At 66.2% G+C, this 18,707-nt stretch carries 17 protein-coding genes and 1 tRNA gene; 12 read left to right on the top strand and 6 right to left on the bottom strand.

What is annotated here, in order from left to right:
* Positions 1–70: 70 nt before the first annotated feature.
* The 3 genes from upp (at position 71) to ASC93_RS25475 (ending at position 1,591) form a co-directional block, all read left to right on the top strand.
* Positions 71–721, top strand: a complete 651-nt coding sequence (gene upp, locus ASC93_RS25485) for a uracil phosphoribosyltransferase (protein WP_056449392.1) — start codon at positions 71–73, stop codon at positions 719–721.
* Positions 718–1,092: an Hpt domain-containing protein gene (locus ASC93_RS25480; protein ID WP_056449389.1), complete on the top strand. Its 375-nt coding sequence runs from the start codon at positions 718–720 to the stop codon at positions 1,090–1,092. The genes upp and ASC93_RS25480 overlap by 4 nt, the downstream gene beginning before the upstream one ends.
* 295 nt (positions 1,093–1,387) lie before the next feature.
* Entirely contained in the window at positions 1,388–1,591 is a 204-nt protein-coding gene (locus tag ASC93_RS25475; RefSeq protein ID WP_036166698.1) for a cold-shock protein, read from the top strand.
* Between the two features lie 75 nt (positions 1,592–1,666).
* Here ASC93_RS25475 and ASC93_RS25470 read toward each other — a convergent pair whose 3' ends face one another.
* Positions 1,667–2,593, bottom strand: coding sequence for a LysR family transcriptional regulator (locus ASC93_RS25470; RefSeq protein WP_056449386.1), 927 nt, complete (start codon positions 2,591–2,593; stop codon positions 1,667–1,669).
* A 173-nt stretch (positions 2,594–2,766) separates the two neighbouring features.
* Here ASC93_RS25470 and aceB point away from each other — a divergent pair, with 173 nt between their 5' ends.
* Positions 2,767–4,356: a malate synthase A gene (gene aceB, locus ASC93_RS25465; protein WP_056449382.1), complete on the top strand. Its 1,590-nt coding sequence runs from the start codon at positions 2,767–2,769 to the stop codon at positions 4,354–4,356.
* A gap of 38 nt (positions 4,357–4,394) precedes the next feature.
* On the opposite strand, the gene ASC93_RS25460 is transcribed toward aceB, so the two are convergent.
* Together ASC93_RS25460 and gloB are read right to left on the bottom strand one after the other, a co-directional pair.
* The gene (locus ASC93_RS25460; RefSeq protein WP_056449373.1) at positions 4,395–5,048 is read right to left on the bottom strand and encodes a 2-hydroxychromene-2-carboxylate isomerase; all 654 of its coding nucleotides are present in this window, start codon (positions 5,046–5,048) and stop codon (positions 4,395–4,397) included.
* Positions 5,049–5,055: 7 nt separating this feature from the next.
* Complete coding sequence (gloB, locus tag ASC93_RS25455) at positions 5,056–5,853, bottom strand: hydroxyacylglutathione hydrolase (RefSeq protein ID WP_056449362.1); 798 nt, start codon at positions 5,851–5,853, stop codon at positions 5,056–5,058.
* 23 nt (positions 5,854–5,876) lie between these two features.
* Here gloB and ASC93_RS25450 point away from each other — a divergent pair, with 23 nt between their 5' ends.
* From ASC93_RS25450 to ASC93_RS25430, 5 genes are all read left to right on the top strand, one after another.
* On the top strand, positions 5,877–6,662 hold the full coding sequence (locus tag ASC93_RS25450) for a class I SAM-dependent methyltransferase (RefSeq protein WP_056449359.1): 786 nt from the start codon (positions 5,877–5,879) through the stop codon (positions 6,660–6,662).
* Positions 6,663–6,686: 24 nt separating this feature from the next.
* Positions 6,687–7,127, top strand: coding sequence for a ribonuclease HI (gene rnhA, locus ASC93_RS25445; protein ID WP_056449351.1), 441 nt, complete (start codon positions 6,687–6,689; stop codon positions 7,125–7,127).
* 50 nt (positions 7,128–7,177) lie between these two features.
* Entirely contained in the window at positions 7,178–7,885 is a 708-nt protein-coding gene (gene dnaQ / locus ASC93_RS25440) for a DNA polymerase III subunit epsilon (RefSeq protein WP_056449350.1), read from the top strand.
* A gap of 70 nt (positions 7,886–7,955) precedes the next feature.
* Positions 7,956–8,030: transfer RNA gene (locus tag ASC93_RS25435), tRNA-Val, on the top strand.
* 283 nt (positions 8,031–8,313) lie between these two features.
* Entirely contained in the window at positions 8,314–10,476 is a 2,163-nt protein-coding gene (locus ASC93_RS25430; protein ID WP_162251948.1) for a galactosylceramidase, read from the top strand.
* Between the two features lie 31 nt (positions 10,477–10,507).
* Here ASC93_RS25430 and ASC93_RS25425 read toward each other — a convergent pair whose 3' ends face one another.
* Genes ASC93_RS25425 through acnA form a run of 3 tightly spaced genes read right to left on the bottom strand, consistent with a single transcriptional unit; the run spans position 10,508 to position 14,826 of the window.
* Positions 10,508–11,242, bottom strand: a complete 735-nt coding sequence (locus tag ASC93_RS25425; RefSeq protein ID WP_056449347.1) for an ABC transporter substrate-binding protein — start codon at positions 11,240–11,242, stop codon at positions 10,508–10,510.
* 20 nt (positions 11,243–11,262) lie between these two features.
* On the bottom strand, positions 11,263–12,159 hold the full coding sequence (locus ASC93_RS25420) for a GntR family transcriptional regulator (protein ID WP_056449343.1): 897 nt from the start codon (positions 12,157–12,159) through the stop codon (positions 11,263–11,265).
* Between the two features lie 39 nt (positions 12,160–12,198).
* Entirely contained in the window at positions 12,199–14,826 is a 2,628-nt protein-coding gene (gene acnA, locus ASC93_RS25415) for an aconitate hydratase AcnA (protein WP_056449340.1), read from the bottom strand.
* 212 nt (positions 14,827–15,038) lie between these two features.
* On the opposite strand from acnA, the gene ASC93_RS25410 reads away from it, so the two are divergent.
* The 3 genes from ASC93_RS25410 to ASC93_RS25400 all read left to right on the top strand — a co-directional run bounded on the left by ASC93_RS25410 (position 15,039) and on the right by ASC93_RS25400 (position 18,625).
* Complete coding sequence (locus tag ASC93_RS25410; protein ID WP_056449336.1) at positions 15,039–16,112, top strand: lactonase family protein; 1,074 nt, start codon at positions 15,039–15,041, stop codon at positions 16,110–16,112.
* 18 nt (positions 16,113–16,130) lie between these two features.
* Entirely contained in the window at positions 16,131–17,459 is a 1,329-nt protein-coding gene (locus ASC93_RS25405) for an MFS transporter (protein ID WP_056449334.1), read from the top strand.
* 101 nt (positions 17,460–17,560) lie between these two features.
* The gene (locus ASC93_RS25400; RefSeq protein ID WP_056449331.1) at positions 17,561–18,625 is read left to right on the top strand and encodes a porin; all 1,065 of its coding nucleotides are present in this window, start codon (positions 17,561–17,563) and stop codon (positions 18,623–18,625) included.
* The last annotated feature ends 82 nt before the right edge of the window (positions 18,626–18,707 follow it).

Raw genomic sequence — 18,707 nt, 5'->3', positions numbered from 1 at the left:
GGATAATGCTCGCCATTTACCGAAAACCATGCCGGCGCCACAAGTGACGGCCTACGCACGATTCCCACTCATGAAACAAGATCCGCGCTTCCCGAACCTGTTCATCCTCAACCATCCCCTGATCCAGCACAAGCTGTCGCACATGCGCGACCGCGGCACGTCCACGCGCACGTTCCGCGAACTGCTCCGGGAGATCACGCTGCTGATGGGTTACGAGATCACGCGCGACCTGCCGCTGACGACGCGCGAGATCGACACGCCGCTGATGACGATCGATGCGCCCGTCATCGCGGGCAAGAAGCTGGCCATCGTGCCGATCCTGCGCGCCGGCATCGGCATGAGCGACGGCCTGCTGGAGCTGGTGCCGTCGGCGCGCGTCGGCCACATCGGCGTATTCCGCGACCCGGATACGCACATGCCCGTCGAATACCTGGTGCGCTTGCCGGACACGGCCGAGCGCACATTCATCCTGTGCGATCCGATGGTCGCGACGGGCAACTCGGCCGTGCACGCGGTCGACGTGATGAAGAAGCGCGGCGTGACGGACGACCAGATCATCTTCCTCGCCCTCGTCGCGGCGCCGGAAGGCGTCGCGGTGTTCCACCAGGCGCATCCGGGCGTGAAGCTGTACGTCGCCTCGCTCGACAACAAACTGAACGACCACGCGTACATCGTGCCGGGCCTGGGCGACGCGGGCGACCGTATCTTCGGCACCAAATGAGTGCGAGTGCGGATGCGGAGTTCTTCGCGCGCCTGGCGGAGCTGAACGATAAATTTGCGGCGAGCCTGCCGCAGACGCTCGGGCGCCTGTCGGCTGCGCGCAACGAATTCGATTCGAGTCATCCGCCGTTGGCGCTGATCGAACAAATGCATGCGGTGCTGCATACGCTGGCCGGCTCATCCGCCACGTTCGGTTTCCGCATCCTCGGGCAGCAGGCGCGCATGCTGGAACAGCGTTTGCGCGTCCTGATGACGTTCGACGGCGTCGCGCGGCAGGAATGGGATGCATGGCTGGCCGAACTGGACGTGTTCGTTGCTTGGGGAATCGTCGACCCGAAAGCGGCCTATCCCGGCGACGACTCGGCCGTTTAGCGTTACGGCAAAGAAGCTGTCCCTGAATCGTTTGATTTAGGACAAACTTTATCTGCTTCCATGCCCTATATTTTGCGTACTGCCGAAGCAAACGGGATCGGTAAAAGGTTGATGATAGGAATTGTTACTGATCCCGGTTTTATTTTGCGAAAACCGTGTACGTGCGGGTTTATTCGGTATAATTAGGGATCGTTGGATTCGCGGTAGCAGTGCAGTTAGTCTGTCATTTGTTTCTTGCTTCTTCAAACGATCGTAAACGGACTTCTGTCCACTTCAACTGAAATAGGAAATTGTAATGGCAACTGGCATCGTAAAATGGTTCAATGACTCCAAAGGCTTCGGGTTCATCACCCCGGACGAAGGCGGCGAAGACCTGTTCGCGCACTTCTCGGCGATCCAATCGCAAGGCTTCAAGTCGCTGCAAGAGAACCAGCGCGTTTCTTTCGACGTGACCTCTGGTCCGAAAGGCAAACAAGCATCGAACATCCAGCCGCTGTAATCGGCTGAATGTCTGACAAAAAATCCTCGGGTCTCCGAGGATTTTTTTTTGCCCATCCGTTTCAGGGCATCGCGTTCATATCTCCCGCATCTTGCCCAGGCTGTTCCGCCAGTAATCCGGCTGCGAATAGGCGTGGCGCAGGAAATCGACGAATACGCGGATCCGCAGCGGCAGGTGACGGCGCTGCGCGAACACCGCATAGATATCGTTGCCCGGCGCCGCGAACTGCTCCAGCACCGGCACCAGCAGGCCGCTTTCGATTTCCGAACTGACTTCCCACATCGACCGCCAGGCCAGGCCGCGGCCGGCCATCGCCCAGTCGTGCAGGACTGCGCCGTCGTTGCATACCATGTTGCCGCCCACCTTCATCGTGACGATCTTGCCGTGGTCGCGGAACGTCCAGCCCCGCTGGCTGCCCTGGCTGCTGATCGCCAGGCAATTATGCTTGCCGAGATCGTCGAGCGTCTGCGGCGTGCCGTAGCGCTTCAGATAACCCGGGGTGGCGACGACGACGCGGTGGTTGTCGGCCAGTTTGACGCCGACCAGGTTCGAGTCCGTCAGGCTGGCGATGCGGATCGCGATGTCCACGCCTTCGCCGATGACGTCGACGACGCGGTCGGACAGGTTCAGGTTGACGCTCACCTCGCGATGTTCGGCGAGGAAGGAGGGCACGAGCGGCGCCACGTGCTGGCGCCCGAAGCCGGCCGGCGCGGAGACGACCAGGTGCCCCGTCGCCCGCGCGCTCCGTTCCGACACGGCCGCTTCCGCTTCTTCGAGCTCGGCAAGGATGCGCTGGCAATCCTCAAGGAACGCCGCGCCTTCGTCCGTCAGCGCCAGCTTGCGCGTGGTACGCTGTAGCAGCTTGACGCCCAGCCGCGCTTCCAGCGCATCCAGGCGGCGTCCGATCATGGCCGGCGCAATCCCTTCGGCCCGTGCCGCGGCCGACAGGCTGCCGCGGGCGATGACTTCGACGAACGTCGATATCTGACGAAAATGGTCCAACGGAAATCCCCGAGTCTGGTGTTGATCTGTGACAAAAACGCACAAATGAATATATTTTTTGTCTCGTTTAGGCAAGTAATAGTGAATATACTTGAAGCAATATCAAACGCCAAGGCGGCTTGTGCCAAGCCGGTGCGGTAAAGCCGAATTTCATACTAGAACAGGAGAAAGCAATGACCATCGCCACCCCAGCCGGAATGGAAATCCGGGCCGAGATCAAGCCCGGCTACGAACATATCCTGACGCCGGAAGCGCTCGCGCTGGTAGCGAAACTGAGCCGCGAATTCGAGCCGCGCCGCCAGCAATTGCTGGCTGCCCGCGTCGAGCGCGCCAAACGCCTGGATGCCGGCGAGCGTCCGGACTTCCTGCCGGAAACCGCGCACATCCGCAACGGCGACTGGAAGATCGCCCCGATTCCCAAGGCGCTGGAATGCCGCCGGGTGGAAATCACCGGTCCGGTCGAACGCAAGATGGTCATCAATGCGCTGAACTCGGGTGCGGACAGCTATATGACCGACTTCGAGGATTCGAACACCCCGAACTGGGACAACCAGCTCACCGGCCAGCTGAACATGCGCGACGCCGTGCGCAAGACGATTTCGCTGGAACAGAACGGCAAGCAATACAAGCTGAACGACAAGGTCGCCACGCTGGTCGTCCGTCCGCGCGGCTGGCACCTGGACGAGAAGCACGTGCTCGTCGACGGCAAGCGCATCTCCGGCGGCATCTTCGACTTCGCCCTGTTCATGGTCCACAACGCCAAGGAACAACTGGCCCGCGGCGCCGGTCCGTACTTCTATCTGCCGAAGATGGAATCGCACCTGGAAGCGCGCCTGTGGAACGATATCTTCGTCATGACGCAGAACGAACTGGGCCTGCCGCAAGGCACCATCAAGGCGACCGTGCTGATCGAGACGATCGTGGCCGCGTTCGAGATGGACGAGATCCTGTACGAACTGCGCGAACACAGTGCCGGCCTGAACGCGGGCCGCTGGGATTATATTTTCTCGTGCATCAAGAAGTTCAAGCTGGACAAGGACTTCTGCCTGGCCGACCGTCCGAAGGTCACGATGACGGCGCCGTTCATGCGTGCCTACGCGCTGCTGCTGCTGAAGACCTGCCACAAGCGTAACGCGCCGGCGATCGGCGGCATGTCGGCACTGATCCCGATCAAGAATGATCCGGAAAAGAACGAAGTCGCGATGGGCGGCGTGCGCAGCGACAAGGCACGCGACGCGACCGACGGGTACGACGGCGGCTGGGTCGCGCACCCGGGCCTCGTCGACCTGGCGATGACGGAATTCAAGAAGGTGCTGGGCGACCGTCCGAACCAGATCGACAAGCTGCGTCCGGACGTCGAGGTGACGGCCAAGGACCTGCTGGACTTCCGTCCGGAAACCCCGATCACCGAAGCGGGCCTGCGCTACAACATCAACGTCGGCATCCACTACCTGGGCGCCTGGCTCGCCGGCAACGGCTGCGTGCCGATCCACAACCTGATGGAAGACGCCGCAACGGCCGAAATCAGCCGTTCGCAGGTCTGGCAGTGGATCCGTTCGCCGAAGGGCGTGCTGGAAGACGGCCGCAAGGTCACGGCCGAGATGGTGCGTGCGATGATCCCGCAAGAGCTGGCCAACGCGAAAGCGGCCGCCCCGAACGGCGACAGCCCGACCTATGACCGCGCCGCCCAGATCTTCGAACAGATGTCGACGTCGGAAGACTTCGCCGAGTTCCTGACGCTGCCGCTGTACGAAGAAATCTGAGCGTGCCTTTGACGCAACCGCAGGTGACGGCGGTTGCGTCAACGTTTGCGCTGCGCCAGCGGCGCCCGGCCGACGAATTCCCGCAACACCGCTTCATCGATCCCGTTGCCCTGCAGGCGCCAGAGCAGGGCGTCGATCCGGTCCGCGCCCCAGAACAGCGCGGCATCGTCCCCGATCCGGAACGTCGGCACCCCGAACACACCCTCCGCCGCGGCCTGTGCCGTCGCATCCGCGAGCGCCTGCTTGATGGTCGGCGTCCGCGCCGCTGCCAGCAGGGCGGTGCCGTCCTGCCCGGCCTCGTCCGCCAGGCGCACGAGCGTCGCATCGTCCATGAGGTTCTCGCCCCGCTCCCAGGTCGCGCAGGTGAAGGCGACCAGCAGCCTGCGCCGTGCCGCGTCCTCGTTCACCGCCGTGCACATCCGTAGCGCGGTCAGCGGATTGAACGGATGGCCGGGCGGACCGGCGAAGGGCAGGCCGCGCCGGGCCGCTTCGCGCATCACGTCGCGGAACAGGTAGCGGCGCTTGGCCTCCACCTCGGCGGGGCCGATATTCGCGTGCGCGCTCAACAGGCCCGCGAACAGCACGGGCACCATGACGATGTGCGCACCGGCCGCCTCGATGCGGTCGAGATCGCGCAGGCCCAGCCATGCATACGGACTGACCGGATCGGCATAGCAGCGCACCGCGATCACGGCGCGCTCAGAACACGTTCTTCCACTCGCGCAGCGCGGCGAACACGGCCACCGGGTCCGTATCGGCACCGAGGCGGCCGGCCGCCGCCAGGCTGGCGATGATCGTGGATTCGCGCGTGCGCAGGAAGGGGTTGGTTGCCTTTTCGATCGCGATCGTCGACGGGATCGTCGGCAGGTGCGTGCCGCGCAGCTGGCTGTCGTTGGCGATGCGCATCTGCAGCGCCCGGTTGCCCGGTTCCAGCGCTTCGGCGAAGCGCAGGTTGGACAAGGTATATTCGTGGGCGCAATAGATCAGCGTATCGTCGGGCAGGGCGGCCAGCTTGGCCAGCGACGCCGCCATCTGCGCGGGCGTGCCTTCGAACAGGCGGCCGCAGCCGCCGCCGAACAGCGTGTCGCCGCAGAACAGCCAGTGGGCGCCGCCGTCCTCGCGGACATAGGCGATGTGGCCGTTCGTGTGGCCGGGGACGTCCAGCACGGCGAGGTCGAGTGCGAGGCCGGGCACCCGGACGCGATCGCCTTCGCCCAGCGGATGATTGACCAGCGCGATGCCGTCGTTGCGGGGACCGAACACGGGCACGTTGCTGTGTTCGAGCAAGCGCATCACGCCGCCGATGTGGTCAGCATGGTGATGGGTGAGTAGAATGGCGGTCAGGGTGAGCCCATTTGCCCGCAGGGCCGCGAGGATCGGTTCGGCGTCGCCCGGATCGACCGCAGCCGCATGGACCCCGTCATGGATGAGCCACAGGTAATTATCCTTGAACGCTGGCACGGTCAGTACGGCAAGTTCAGTGGGCGAGGGAGTCATAGGGGTATGAATAAAGGTTGGGCATGGACAGCGCGGCATCCGAAAAATCCATTATAGCGCTCGACCGCTGGCTGCAATCGCCGGCGGGCGCGTACGTGCGCGCGTGGGAGCAGGCGTGCCTGGACGAGTTGACGGTCGATATTTTCGGCTTCAACGCGATCCAGATCGGCGTGCCCCAGATCGACGCGCTGGCCGCCAACCGCATGCCCAATAAATGGCAGGCGGCGACGCGCACCTCGACGGCCGACGAACTGGCCTATGCGACGAAGGGCAAGCAGATCGCTGTGGCGCTCGACTTCGCCGACCTGCCGTTCGCGTCGCAGAGCCTGGACCTCGTCGTGCTGCCGCACGTGCTCGAGTTCGCGGCCGAGCCGCACCAGGTGCTGCGCGAGGTCGAGCGGGTGCTGATCCCGGAGGGCCAGGTGATCATCTGCGGCTTCAATCCGGCCAGCCTGTGGGGCGTGCGTCAGGGGATGGGGCGCATCACGAGCAGCGACTACCTGCCGGCCGCGGGCGAGTTCATTTCTATGCCGCGCCTGAAAGACTGGTTAAAATTGTTGAATCTCGGCGTCACGCGCAGCCATTTCGGCTGTTACGCGCCGCCGTTCCGGACCGCGCAGTGGCTCAACCGGTTCGCCTTCGTCGAAGGGGCGGGGCGGCGCTGGTGGCCGTATCTCGGCGCCGTGTACATGGTGCACGCGATCAAGCGCGTGAAGGGCATGCACATCATCGGTCCGGCCTGGAACAAGAAGCCGAGCAAGGCGCCGCAGGCGGTGCCGGCGACCAACCGCAACGAACATCACAAGTAACACGTACAAGGAAGAAAGCGCAGCATGACCAAAGTTGAGATTTTTACCGATGGCGCCTGCAAGGGGAATCCGGGCACCGGCGGCTGGGGCGCGCTGCTCGTGGCCGATGGCGGCCACGAAAAGGAGATCTTCGGCGGCGAGCCGAACACGACCAACAACCGCATGGAATTGCGGGCCGTGATCGAGGCGCTGACCACGCTCAACCGGCCGTGCGAGGTCGTGCTGCATACGGACAGCCAGTACGTGCAGAAGGGCATCTCGGAATGGATCCACGGCTGGAAGGCGCGCGGCTGGAAGACGGCGGCGAAGGAGCCGGTCAAGAACGACGACCTGTGGAAGGCCCTCGACGCCGCCCAGCAGCAGCACGCCGTCGAATGGCGCTGGGTGCGCGGGCACAACGGCCACCCCGGCAACGAGCGCGCGGACGTGCTGGCGAACATGGGCGCGGCGTCGGTAAAGCGCTGATTTTGCTATACTAATTGGTTCTTCTTAACGCTTTTTGAGTCTTCACGCGCATGCGCCAAATCGTCCTCGATACCGAAACCACAGGCCTGAATCCGCGCACCGGCGACCGCATCATCGAAGTCGGTTGCGTCGAAATCTTCAACCGCAAACTGACCGGCAATAACTTCCACCGTTATATCAATCCCGAGCGCGACTCGGACGAAGCGGCGCTGGCGGTCCACGGCCTGACGACCGAATTCCTCAGCGATAAGCCCAAATTCCACGAGATCGCCCACGAGCTGCGCGAATTCGTGCAGGGCGCCGAGATCATCATCCATAACGCGCCGTTCGACCTCGCGTTCCTGAACCACGAATTCGAACGCATGGGCCTGCCGCCATTCGTCGAACATTGTTCCAGCGTGATCGACACCCTCGTGCACGCCAAGGAACTGCACCCCGGCAAGCGCAACTCGCTGGATGCGCTGTGCGACCGCTACGGCATCTCGAACGCGCACCGCAAGCTGCACGGCGCATTGCTGGACTCGGAGCTGCTGGCCGACGTCTACCTGGCGATGACGCGCGGCCAGAACACCTTGTCGATGGACGTCGAGGTCGAAGCGGGCAGCGGCGGCCTCGTGCTTGAGGCCGGTCCGCTGGGCGACATCCTCGTGGTCCCGGCCAGCGCCGAGGACCTCGCCGAACACGACAACATCCTCGCCGCGCTCGACAAAGGCGTGAAAGGCGAATGTGTTTGGAGAAAATATTCTCCGCAGGGGTGACAAAACGCAAAACGCCCCCTATAATGCTCGTCATTGCAGCGATGCAATCGCAGCAAAGCAGTAGAAAGCAGGGCGGTTAGCTCAGGGGTAGAGCACAGCATTCACACTGCTGGGGTCGCAAGTTCGAAACTTGCACCGCCCACCAGGATTCAGGTCCCGATTCAATGAGTGGGGACAAGACAGAAGGCCAGCGATCAGCTGGCCTTTTTGTTTTCGTCCGGCGGTATGCCCGTTCCGCGAGCAGTTGCCGCAAATGCGCGTCCATGGCGTGCACCGTGGCGTTGCGGGTGCCGTCGCAGGCGCCAGGACGTGATCGATACCACTGCTTGAGTTACAATCGACGCTCACGTTCGCAGGCGCATCCGACGCTTTCCGGGGCAGATCGGGCGACGTGATCTTCGGAGATGTCGACAACCTATGGAGCATCCATGCATACACGCTTGACCCGCTTGCTGATGACGGCGCTGGGCGGACTGTCCGTGGCGATGGCGGCGCGCGCGGCCGAGCCGGCGCGCGCCGTCCAGACCGTGCAACTCGAGGGCGACGCCGGCGGCAGGCGGTTCGAAGGATTCGGCGTCGTCGACGGCGGCGGCGGCACGTCCGTGCTGCTGAAGGACTATCCGGAACCGCAACGCAGTCAGATCCTCGACCTGATCTACAAGCCGGACTTCGGCGCCTCGGTGAGCGCGCTGTACGTGGAAATTCCCGGCGACGGCAACTCGACCCAGGGCTCGATGCCCAGCCACATGCACACGCGCGACGACTTGAACTACGACCGCGGCTACACCTGGTGGGTGATGACGGAGGCGCACAAGCGCAACCCGCTGCTGGCGCTGGACGGCACCATCTGGAGCGCGCCGGGCTGGATCGGCGACAGCGGCGGCCTGTTCGGCGGCGGCAGTGGCGATGCGCGTTTCTTCTCGCAGGACACGGCGGACTATTATGTGGCGTGGCTGCGTGGCCTGCGCGATGTCTATGGGCTCCAGATGGACGCGCTCGGCATGCGCAACGAGAAGGGTGTCAGCTACGGCCTGGTCAAGGCAATGCGCAAGACGCTGGACGGCAACGGGTTCGGCAAGGTCAGGCTGCACGCATTCGACAACTGGCCCGACGAATCGAAGTTCGACTTCGTCAAGGACCTCGACGCCGATCCCGAGCTGGCCGCGGCGATCGGCGCGATCGGCGCGCACGTCAACACGGACACCTCGACCGTCCCCGCCGGCGTGCGCGCCACGGCGGCGCGGCTGGGCAAGCCGCTGTGGAACACGGAGGCGCATGTCTACAAGGCCGGCTACGAAGGCCTGATCGGGAACGTCGAATCGTTCAACGAGAACTATATCCGCAGCGGCATGACGCGCTTCGTCAACTGGTACGGCATCGCGGGCCTGTACACGATGGAGCCTTATTCCGGCGAAAAGGAAGCGGCGCTGCGCGCGAACTGGCCGTGGAGCGGCCATTACGAACCGAACCCCAGCCTGTGGGGCTATGCCCACTATGGCCAGTTCACGCGCGTCGGCTGGACCTACCTGAATGGTGCCAGCGGCGACCTGGCCGGGGGCGGCACGTATGTCACGCTGAAATCGCCCGGCAAGGATTACAGCGTCATCATCGAGACCCGCAAGGCCACGGCGCCGCAGCAGGTGCGCTTCGTGGTCGGGCGCGGCCTGGCGCACACGGGCCTCGCCGTTTGGCGCAGCAATACGCACGACTATTTCGCGCGCCAGGCGGATCTCGTGCCCGTCGGCGGGGCGGTCGCGCTGACGCTCGAACCGAACGCCGTGTATTCGCTCACGACGACGCGCGGCCAGCGCAAGGGCGGCTTCGCCGACGTGCCGCCGCTGCGGCCATTCCCGTTCCCCTACCGCGAGACGTTCGACGGGTATGGGCACCCGCGGCGGTGGGGCTACCTGCCGCGCTATTTCGCGGACATCGCCGGCGCGTTCGAACTGGCCGCTTGTCCGGCACGGCCCGGGACGTGCCTGCATCAGGCCGTGCCCGTGCCGACACTTTCCTGGGCGCCGGAATGGAAGCCCTATACGATCATCGGCGACGATGCGTGGACCGATTACGAGGCCGGCGCGGACGTGCACGTCGGCCCCGGCGAATCCGCGGCCGTGATGGGCCGGGTGAACCACGTGGGCACCGGCTTCGGCACCATCCCCAAGGGTTACTACCTGCAGCTGGAGGCGGGAGGCCGCGTGAGCCTCGTCGTCGTGCGCGGCAAGGCCGACAAGAAGGCGCTCGTCGGCGACGGCGAGCAGCAGGCCCTGATCAAGGCGCAGAACGAGGCCGGCGAGGGCGGCGAGAAGGTGCTGGCCACCGGTGCGGCCGCCGGCGGCGACGGCTGGCACACGCTCAGGTTGCGCTTCGAAGGTTCGACCATCCGCGGCTTCGTCGACGGCAAACTGGTCGTGCAGGCCGACGACGCGCTTTACGGGCACGGGATGGCCGGCCTGATGGCGGGGCCGACGAACCGGGGCTTCAGCATGCCGTATTTCGACAACGTCGTCGTCAACCGCATCGATGGCCCGCTGCCGGCCGCCACCGAGGCGCTGCCCGGACAGGCGCCGCTCTATCCGGGCAAGGACTGAGCGGCGCCGGCCATCGCACGCGGCGTCCCGTTCAACCCGCGGCCGGCGCGACCGACGCGCCCTCGACGCCGTGGCGGGCGAGGGCGTCGGCCACGAATCCGCCCGCCTTCATCCGTTCGACGAACTGCGCGAGGAACGCGGCCGCCCGCTCGCCGCGGCTTTTCGGCGTGCCCATCGCCTGCTGGATGACCATGAAGCGGCCGTCCAGCAGCCGCAGGCCGCTGGAGCGCCGTGCATCCGCTTCCAGTTGCTGTTTGACGCCGGCCGCCACGTCCGCGCCCGATGCCAGGAAGGTGTCGACGACGGCGGGCGAGGTCGGCGCGCGCACGATCTGCGCGTGCTGCAGCGTGCGCGTCAGGTACAGGTCGTAGGCGCTGCCCTTGCCGACGACGACGCGGTTGCCCGCCCGGTCGACTTCTTCGTTGGCGCGGATGGGCGACGCGTCCTTCACGAGATAGCAGCCCTCGATCAGCACATACGCCGCGCTGAACGCGATGTTCGCGCCGCGTACCGGGTCGATGGCGAAGAAGCCGACGTCCGCGGCCCCGGATGCGACGACGTCCACCGATTTGCCGGCCGCGTCCACGACGACGAGTTCCAGGTCCACGCCCAGCAGGCGCGCGAATTCGGCGGCCAGGTCGACCGACACGCCGCGCGCGCCGCCGTCCGCGCCCTGGTGCGCGAGGATGGGATTGCCCAGATTGATGGCAGCGCGCAGCGTGCCGGTCGGGGTGAAGGCGGAGCGGATGGAGGGCGAAGGTGTCATGGTCGGTGTCGGATGGGGGCTCAGGGTTGCAGGATGTGTTCGATTTTCGCCAGTGAGCGCAGCGTGTGTTCCAGGTGCTCGCGCATGAAGGCGGAGGCTTCCTCGTTGCGGTCGCGTTCGAGCAGGTCGAGGATGTGCAGGTGCTGGCGGCAGTGTTCGGGGTAGCGGTCGCGCTTCGTCATCGAGCGGTAGGACAGCAGGCGCCGCACGCGGTTGGCGCGCTTGATCGTATCGATGAAGAAGGGGTTGCCGGACGCTTCGACGAGGCTTTCGTGGAAGCGCACGCCGCGGTCGTGCAGCTCGTCCGCGGTTGCCGTCTCGATGCCGCCGTCCAGCAGCCGCAGCTCCGTCTCGCGGCACTGCTGGAGGATCTTGCGGTCCAGCTTGTAGCCCGGCTCGAGCAGGGCGGCCGGCTCCAGCGCCAGCCGCAGGCGGTACGACTGCAGCAGGCTGTCCGGCGTCGTCAGCATCGTCGAGAAGGTCCAGCCGTAGCCGGGCTTGCGCTCGGCCCAGCCTTCCTTGGCGATCCGCCCCAGCACGGCGTTCAGCTGCGCGGCCGTCAGGCCGTAGCGGGTCTTGATCAGCTGCTCGGAAAACGCTTGCGGCAGCTCGTTCTTCAACAGGTCGTCGGCGATCCTGAAATACACGCTCGTGACGACGTCCGGCTCGTCCAGGCCCAGGCGCTCGACGATGTTCGCGACCGGCTCGTCGAGTGACGTGGCGACGAAATAGCCGCGGTTGCGTTCGCGCGTGACGATGCCCCTGTCGTGCAGCAGGGCGAGCGCGCTGTTGACCGGCTGGCGCGACACGCGCAGCCGGTCCGCCAGCATCTGGGCCGGCAGGTGGCTGCCTGCCTCCCAGGCTTCGGTCTTGATCAGTTCGATGATCTGTTTCGGGATCGTTGTTTCGGCGTTCATGGTATTCGTGGATGACGGCCCGCGGGCCTCTTCCGAATATTATGACGTACGCTGCCCGGCGATGGACTTTTGCAGGATGTACGGAATCACGCCGCCCTGGCGCAGCAGGTCGACTTCGAGCCGCGTCTCGACGGCGGCCGTGGCGGCGTACGATTCGACGCCGCCGTCCGCGCGCAGCACGCGTACCGTGATCGTTGCGCGCGGCTCGATCGCATCCGCCGGGGCATCGATCCCGATCCGGTCGCCCGGCACGATGCGCAGGCGGTCCGGCGCGCATTCGGGCGGTACGCGCAGCGGGAGGATGCCCATGCCGATCAGGTTCGACCGGTGGATGCGTTCGAAGCTTTGCGCCAGCACGGCGCGGATGCCCAGCAGGCGCTGGCCCTTCGCGGCCCAGTCGCGCGACGAGCCCGTGCCGTAGCGTTCACCGGCCAACAGCACGACCGCGGCGCCGTCGTCGCGGTAGCGCTGCGCCACGTCGAAGATCGGCGCCACCGTGCCGCTCGGGACGTGCAGCGTCTGCCCGACGGGCGACTGCGGCCACAGCAGGTTGCGCAGCGACTTGCTGTAGAACGCGGCGCGCATCATGACTTCCCAATTGCCGCGGCGCGAGGCGAACACGTTCAGGTCGTCGCGGTCGTCGCCCCGTTCGACGAGGAAGTCGGCGACGAAGCTGTCCTTCGGGATCGCGCTGGCCGGCGAGATGTGGTCGGTCGTGACGTCGTCGCCCACGACCAGCAGCGGGTACGCCGTGTAGTGCCCCAGCTGGCTGCCTTCGGACAGCGACGCGAACGGCGGCCGGCGCAGCGCCGTCGACGCGGCGTCCCACGGGAACAGCGGCGCGGCCGGCACCGTCAAGGCGTGCCAGACCGGATTCAGGCTCGCGCGTGCGAAGGCCGTCGGGAAGTCGTCCGGACGCAGCGCGGCCGCCAGCACGGCGTCGACTTCCTCCGCGGCGGGCCACAGGTCGCGCAGGTAGACGGGGTTGCCGTCGGCGCCCGTCTGCACGGGGTCGCGGCCCAGGTCCAGCTCGGCGTTGCCGGCCAGCGCGAACGCGATGACGAGCGGCGGCGACATCAGGAAGCCGAGGTCGAGATCGGGATGGACGCGGCCCGGGAAGTTGCGGTTCCCGGACAGCACGGCGACCGGTTTGATGCGGCCGTGCGCCAGCGCGTCCTGCACGGACGCCGGCAGCGAACCGGAGTTGCCGATGCAGGTCGTGCAGCCATAGCCCACGATGTCGAAGCCGACGGCGGACAGGTCGTCGATCAGGCCGGCCCGTTCGAGATACGCGGCGGCGGCGGGCGAGCCCGGACCCAGCGACGTCTTGACCCACGCCGGCACCGTGAGGCCAAGCGCGCGCGCGCGCCGCGCCACGAGGCCGGCCGCCACGAGCAGGCGCGGGTCCGACGTGTTCGTGCAGCTGGTAATGGCGGCAATGACGATGGGATGGCGCGGCATCCCGTCCGCGCCGGGTGCCGGCTCGAAGGCCAGTCCGGCCAGGACGCGCGCCGTTTCCGTATAGGCCAGCAGGTCCTGCGGGCGCCTGGGGCCGGCCACGTGGATCGCGACCTGGTCGAGATCGATCTCGATCGTGCGGGTGTAGACGGGGCGCGCGTCCGGGTCGAGCCACAGGCCGTTGCGGCGCGCATACGCCTCGACCAGCGCCGGGCGCGCGGCCGCGCGGCCGGTCTGCGCGAGATAATCCAGGGTGTGCCGGTCGATGGGGAAAAAGCCGGTGGTGGCGCCATACTCCGGCGCCATGTTGGCGACCACGGCGCGCTCGCCCGCGCTCAGCGTCGCGGCGCCGGGGCCGAAGAACTCGACGAACTCGCCCGTCACGCCGAGCCGGCGCAGGCGCTCGGTGACGGTCAGCGCGAGGTCGGTGGCGACGGCGCCCGCCCGCAGGCGGCCCGTCAGGCGCACGCCGATCACGTCCGGCACGCGCAGCATCGTCGGCATGCCGAACATCACCGTCTGCGCTTCCAGCCCGCCCACGCCCCAGCCCAGGACACCGATGCCGTTGATCATCGGCGTATGGCTGTCCGTGCCGATCATCATGTCGGGCACGACCCAGGTCTCGCCGTCCCGTTCTTCCGTCGTGACGACGGTTGCCAGCTGTTCCAGGTTGATCGTGTGCATGATGCCCGTGCCGGGCGGATGGATCCGTACGCCACGCATGACTTTCGACGCCCAGCGCAGGAAGGTGTAGCGCTCCGCGTTGCGGCGCATTTCCAGTTGCAGGTTGCGGTCGACGGCGTCGCGTTGCGCGAAGAATTCGACGGCCAGCGAATGGTCGATCGAGATGTCGACGGGCAGGCCGGGATTCAGCACGGCAGGGTCCCAGCCTGCGTCGTGCAGCGCGTCGCGCATGCCCGCGATGTCGACCAGCGCCGGCGTGCTCGTCGTGTCGTGCATCAGCACGCGGCCCGGCTGGAAGGCGATCTCCGCCTCGCTCGTGCCGTGCGCGAGCCAGCCGAGGACGGCGGCGATGCCGGCGTCGCGCTCGCCGCCTGCCGTGTTGCGCATGAGGTTTTCCAACAACAGCCGCAGGACCACGGGCAGGCGGACGAGGTTGTCGCCGAAAGCGGCGGGCAGATCGACCATGCGGTAGCGGTGGCCGGCGTGGTCGAGGTAGGCCGGCGATGGGGGGCAAAAATTTTTCATGAGCCATTGTTGCATATTCGCGCTAAAAAATGCAATATATAAAAACAGAACATCAGAAATACACAGGAGACATCATGAAAATCCCCATCCAACCCGGGACGAGGACGCGGCGGCGCCGGGTCCTCCACGCCATTCTTTCGAGCGCAGGACTCGGCATGGCCGGCGCGTCCCCGGCGCACGCCGTTCAATCCCATCCATCCCAAGGAGTTCCGATGTTTGCCTATGCAGGCTCACGCACGACGCGCGAACGCAACGCCCGCGGCGAAGGTATCAGCGTATTCAAGGTCGACCAGGACCACGGCCGCCTCGAGCTCGTGCAGGTCGTGCGCGACCTCGTCAATCCCTCGTTCCTGGCACTCGACAAGACCGGCACGCATCTGTATGCCGTGCACGGCGACATGAGCGACATCAGCGCCTTCCGTGTCGATCGCGCCACGGGCACGCTGGCATTCGTGAACCGCCAGGGCACCGGCGGCAAGAACCCGGTGCACCTGGCGATCGATCCGGACGGCCGTTACGTCGTGGTCTCGAACCACCTCGGCTCCAGCCTGGCCGTGCTGCCGATCCGGGCGGACGGCAGCCTGGGCGCGCTGGAGCAGTTGGTCACGCTGGAAGGGCCGCTCGGTCCGCACCGCGTGGAACAGAAGCTCGCCAAGCCGCATTTCAATCCGTTCGACCCCAGCGGCCGCTTCGTCATCGTGCAGGACAAGGGCCTGGACCGCACGTTTTCGTTCCGCTTCGCCGCCGGCAGGCTGGCGCCGGCCGACCCGCCGTTCGTCGCCGCGCGCGAGGGCGCCGGGCCACGCCACATGGCGTTCGCGCCGCGCCGGGGCATGGCCTATGTGCTGAACGAGCTGGATTCGACCGTCACGGCCTATGCCTATTCCGAGCGCAACGGCGCGCTGGCGCCGCGCCAGATCCTGGGCACGTTGCCAGACACGTTCACGGGCAACAGCCGCGCCTCGGAAATCCAGATCGACGCCGGCCAGAACTTCCTGTACGCGTCGAACCGCGGGCACGACAGCATCGCCGTGTTCCGCATCGACCCGGCCACCGGGCTGCTGGCATTCCTGGGCGCGGACGCGGCGCAGGGCAGGACGCCGCGCTTCTTCTGCCTGAGCCCCAACGGCCGCTTCCTGTTCGTGCTGAACGAGGACAGCGACAGCATCGTCGCATTCGCCGTCGACCCGCACGGCGGGCGTCTGACGCCGACCGGCTTTGCGCTGCAGTCGGGCAGTCCGGTCTGCATGATCTTCTCCGCACCGGCCCAACCGTCCAATCCTTGACCGAAAGAGACAGAACACATGTCCGCCACCCCAATGCCGCAACCGATCGACGAGCGTGCGCTCGTCAGCAAGATCACGTGGAAGATCATTCCGTTCGTATTCATCCTGTACGTGATCTCCTACCTCGACCGGGCCAACATCGGCTATGCCGCCCTCCAGATGAACAAGGAGCTGGCGCTGTCCAGCGAAGCGTTCGGCCTCGTCTCGGGCATCTTCTTCATCGGCTACTTCCTGTTCGAGGTCCCGAGCAATGTCGCGCTGAACCGCTTCGGCGCCCGCATCTGGATCGCGCGCATCCTGCTGACGTGGGGCGTGATCTCGGTGGCGTGCGGCTTCGTGCAGAACGCCACCCAGTTGTACATCCTGCGCTTCCTGCTCGGCGTGGCCGAGGCGGGGTTCTTCCCGGGGATCATCGTGTACCTGACCTACTGGTTCCGCCAGAAGGAACTCGCCACGACGGTCGCGCTGTTCACGGCGGCGATCCCGGTCTCGTACATCGTCGGCGCGCCGCTGAGCACCTGGATCATGGACAACGTGAACTGGCTCGGCTGGAGCGGCTGGCGCTGGATGCTGGTGCTGGAAGGCGTGCCGGCGGTCGTTGGCGGCGTGCTGTGCTTCCTGTACCTGACCGACCGCCCGCACCAGGCCACGTGGCTCACGCAGGCCGAGAAGGACTGGCTGCAGGCCGAGCAGGACAAGGACCGCAAGAGCCGTCCCGCCGCCGCCCACCTGGACCTCGGCAGGACGATCGCCAATCCGCGCGTGCTGTACCTGTCGTTCATCTACTTCGTGTACCAGTGCGGCAGCCTCGGCACCGGCTACTGGATGCCGCAGATTATCAAGTCGTTCTCGGCCAGGCTGTCGCATACGCAGGTCGGCCTGATCGCGATGATCCCTTACCTGATCGCCACCGTTGCGATGATCTGCTGGTCGCGCAGTTCGGACAAGCGCAACGAGCGCCGCCTGCACTCCGCCATCCCGCTGGGCGTGGCCGCCGCCGCGATGCTGGCGACGGGCCTCGTGACCGATCCGGTCGCGTCGATCGCGATGATCAGCCTGAGCCTGGCCGGCCTGTATGCGTTCAAGTCGCCGTTCTGGGCGCTGCCGACCCTGTTCCTGTCGCGCGAGTCGGCGTCCGTCTCGATCGCGATCATCAATTCGATCGGCAACCTGGGCGGCTTCGTCGGCCCCTTCTTCATCGGCTACGTCAAGGGCAGCACGCACAGCGCAACGACGGGCCTGATGCTGCTGGCCGGCCTGGTCTGCGTGGCGTTCCTGATGACGGTCTTCATCCGCATCGACCAGCGCAAGACCGCCGCCGAGGGCGCGCGCGCCTCCGCTCACTGACCTGACCACACGGGCGTACGGGCCCGCCGCGCGCCCCCGCGCGCGGCGGATGGCGTCGTGCGTCCCGACGATCCATGCATCCAACCACAACGGAGACACCCATGAAACCATCGACCATCGCCTGCGCCGTCCTGACCCTGGCCTGCGGCGGCGCCCACGCACAAACCAACGTGACCGTCTACGGCGTCGTCGACGTCGGCATCAAGTACGACAACAGCAGCGCGAAATCGGGCACGTGGTCCGAATCGTCCGGCAACCGGCTGGGCAGCCGCCTGGGCTTTCGCGGCACCGAACAGCTCGGTGACGGGCTGCGCGTCGCGTTCACGCTGGAAAGCGGATTCAATCCGGACGACGGCAACCTGAACAACGGCGGCCGCCTGTGGGGACGCCAGGCCTGGGTCGGCCTGGAAGGCGGCTTCGGCGCGGCCTATCTCGGCCGGCAATACAGCTCGACCTACCTGGCGCTGAAGGCCATCGACCCGTTCAAGAATCAGGAAGCGGGCAACGCCCAGCGTACCTATGGCTATGGCATCGGCCAGGTCGATCCGATCTCGCGGGCCGACAACACCGTCACGTACGAGACGCCCGCGCTGAACGGCTGGCACGTCCGCGGCGGCTACAAGTTCGGCGAATCCGCGAACGGCTTCCGCACCAACAGCAGCAGGTTCGTCGGCCTGGTGCACGATGCCGGGCACTGGGTGATGCACGTCAGCTGGCAGGACAGCGACGGCGTCCCGCTCGGCGCCGCGACGACGCAGCTGGGCGGCATCGTCGCTGCCACCGGCCTCGGTGCATCCACCGTGCGCGTCAGGAATGCGCTGGCGGGCGTCGTCTACGACCTCGGCTTCATGAAGCTGCATGCGGGCTACGGCGACACGAAGCTGGCCGCGGCCGGCGCGACGGACATCCGCAACACGCTGCTGGGCGTGACCGTGCCGGTGCCGACGGGCACCGTGATCGCGTCGTGGAACCGCAGCGACCTGCGCGACCTGGCGCACGGCGTCGCCCAGCAGGCCGGCATCGGCTACAGCTACCCGCTCAGCAAGCGCACGACGCTCTATTCGTCCGCGAGCTGGACGCGCAACGAGAGCCAGGTCGCGCTGAACGCCTACGCCAAGGGCGCGAGCCAGCACGAGGCGCGCCTGGGTATCGTCCACACCTTCTGAACGGCGCCGCGCACGCCACCGTTCGATTCCGCTTGCCGCCGGAATTGCTTTAGGCTTAAAGTATCTTCCGGTACGCATCGAC

The organism is Massilia sp. Root335, from assembly GCF_001425685.1.
Taxonomy (GTDB): Bacteria; Pseudomonadota; Gammaproteobacteria; order Burkholderiales; family Burkholderiaceae_D; genus Telluria; species Telluria luteola.
The sequence above is the reverse complement of the archived record's forward strand: the minus strand, read 5'-3'. Positions and strand labels throughout refer to the sequence as shown.

Excerpts from the sequence above, each read along its gene's own strand:
- upp (WP_056449392.1), top strand. The coding sequence starts at position 71 with ATGAAACAAGATCCGCGCTTCCCGAACCTGTTCATCCTCAACCATCCC.
- ASC93_RS25480 (WP_056449389.1), top strand. The coding sequence starts at position 718 with ATGAGTGCGAGTGCGGATGCGGAGTTCTTCGCGCGCCTGGCGGAGCTG.
- ASC93_RS25475 (WP_036166698.1), top strand. The coding sequence starts at position 1,388 with ATGGCAACTGGCATCGTAAAATGGTTCAATGACTCCAAAGGCTTCGGG.
- aceB (WP_056449382.1), top strand. The coding sequence starts at position 2,767 with ATGACCATCGCCACCCCAGCCGGAATGGAAATCCGGGCCGAGATCAAG.
- gloB (WP_056449362.1), bottom strand. The coding sequence starts at position 5,853 with ATGACTCCCTCGCCCACTGAACTTGCCGTACTGACCGTGCCAGCGTTC.
- ASC93_RS25450 (WP_056449359.1), top strand. The coding sequence starts at position 5,877 with ATGGACAGCGCGGCATCCGAAAAATCCATTATAGCGCTCGACCGCTGG.
- rnhA (WP_056449351.1), top strand. The coding sequence starts at position 6,687 with ATGACCAAAGTTGAGATTTTTACCGATGGCGCCTGCAAGGGGAATCCG.
- dnaQ (WP_056449350.1), top strand. The coding sequence starts at position 7,178 with ATGCGCCAAATCGTCCTCGATACCGAAACCACAGGCCTGAATCCGCGC.
- ASC93_RS25430 (WP_162251948.1), top strand. The coding sequence starts at position 8,314 with ATGCATACACGCTTGACCCGCTTGCTGATGACGGCGCTGGGCGGACTG.
- ASC93_RS25425 (WP_056449347.1), bottom strand. The coding sequence starts at position 11,242 with ATGACACCTTCGCCCTCCATCCGCTCCGCCTTCACCCCGACCGGCACG.
- ASC93_RS25420 (WP_056449343.1), bottom strand. The coding sequence starts at position 12,159 with ATGAACGCCGAAACAACGATCCCGAAACAGATCATCGAACTGATCAAG.
- acnA (WP_056449340.1), bottom strand. The coding sequence starts at position 14,826 with ATGAAAAATTTTTGCCCCCCATCGCCGGCCTACCTCGACCACGCCGGC.
- ASC93_RS25410 (WP_056449336.1), top strand. The coding sequence starts at position 15,039 with ATGTTTGCCTATGCAGGCTCACGCACGACGCGCGAACGCAACGCCCGC.
- ASC93_RS25405 (WP_056449334.1), top strand. The coding sequence starts at position 16,131 with ATGTCCGCCACCCCAATGCCGCAACCGATCGACGAGCGTGCGCTCGTC.
- ASC93_RS25400 (WP_056449331.1), top strand. The coding sequence starts at position 17,561 with ATGAAACCATCGACCATCGCCTGCGCCGTCCTGACCCTGGCCTGCGGC.